At 32.1% G+C, this 1,073-nt stretch carries 1 protein-coding gene; it reads right to left on the bottom strand.

Translation table 11 applies throughout. The features are described from left to right. Positions 1–23 precede the first annotated feature (23 nt). Positions 24–980, bottom strand: a complete 957-nt coding sequence (locus tag G3997_RS03500; RefSeq protein WP_296648174.1) for a N(4)-(beta-N-acetylglucosaminyl)-L-asparaginase — start codon at positions 978–980, stop codon at positions 24–26. Positions 981–1,073 lie beyond the last annotated feature (93 nt).

Raw genomic sequence — 1,073 nt, 5'->3', positions numbered from 1 at the left:
AATRTTAATTCTTATTTACTTTACTAATCTATATCTATTGGTGCCTTTATTGATTCTTCATATTCATCCAACCATTCTTGTGATGCAACTTCATGTACAGTTTTCCCATCAACAAAATTWGATAAATAAACAGTAGGAGCATTTTCTTTTGTTGCTACTGAAAATGAAAATCCTTTAATATTAGTTGCTACTCCCCATTGTCCTTTATTATTTAATGCAACTAAAGACATGTCTCCAGCACTTKYTCTTCTTCTTTTAAGCTCAGAATTAAGTTGATTTACTGCTATATCACAAGCTTCTTGGGGATGTTTACCTTCTTTCATAAGTCTTACTATTTCATAAGATATACATCCTTTCATTAAATCTTCACCAAATCCTGTTGCAGTTGCTCCTCCTACTTCACTATCCACATAAAAACCTGAACCTGAAAGTGCAGAGTCTCCTAYTCTYCCCTTCTTTTTCATAAATAGCCCGCTTGTTGATGTTGCAGCGCACATTTTTCCTTTTTCATCTAAACATATCATGCCAACTGTATCATGTTCTGTATAAGGGCAAATACCCTTATCTAAGGTTTCTTTTTTTCTTTTTATATACTCTAATTTTGCTCTCTCTGTTAACATATTTTTTCTTTCAAATCCATTTTTATGAGCATATTCTTCAGCGCCTAAYCCAACTAAAAAATTATTTGCTTTCTCATAACTTAATTTTCTTGCTATACTTACTGGATTTGCAAAATCTTTTATTCCTGCTACCGCACCTATACCAAGGGTATCTCCATCCATATATGCTGCATCTAATTCAACCTCGCAGTTTTCATTTGGAAGTCCACCATATCCAACTGTTTTATAAAATGGATAATCTTCCACTTCTCTTACTGCTAATTCTATTGCATCTCCTGCATCCATACCTTTTTTAAGTTCATTACATCCCTTTGTTATTCCATTAATCGCCATGCTCCATGTAGCTATCATTGCCCACATAATATTTACCTCCATTTTAATTTGGAAATTGTAGTTATTCATTGATTTATTATTTTAATAACAAATTTCTTTAATTAAATTACTTAATCCTCA

The organism is Romboutsia sp. 13368 (genome assembly GCF_018336475.1).
In the GTDB taxonomy this organism is placed as follows: domain Bacteria; phylum Bacillota; class Clostridia; order Peptostreptococcales; family Peptostreptococcaceae; genus Romboutsia.
The sequence above is the reverse complement of the archived record's forward strand: the minus strand, read 5'-3'. Positions and strand labels throughout refer to the sequence as shown.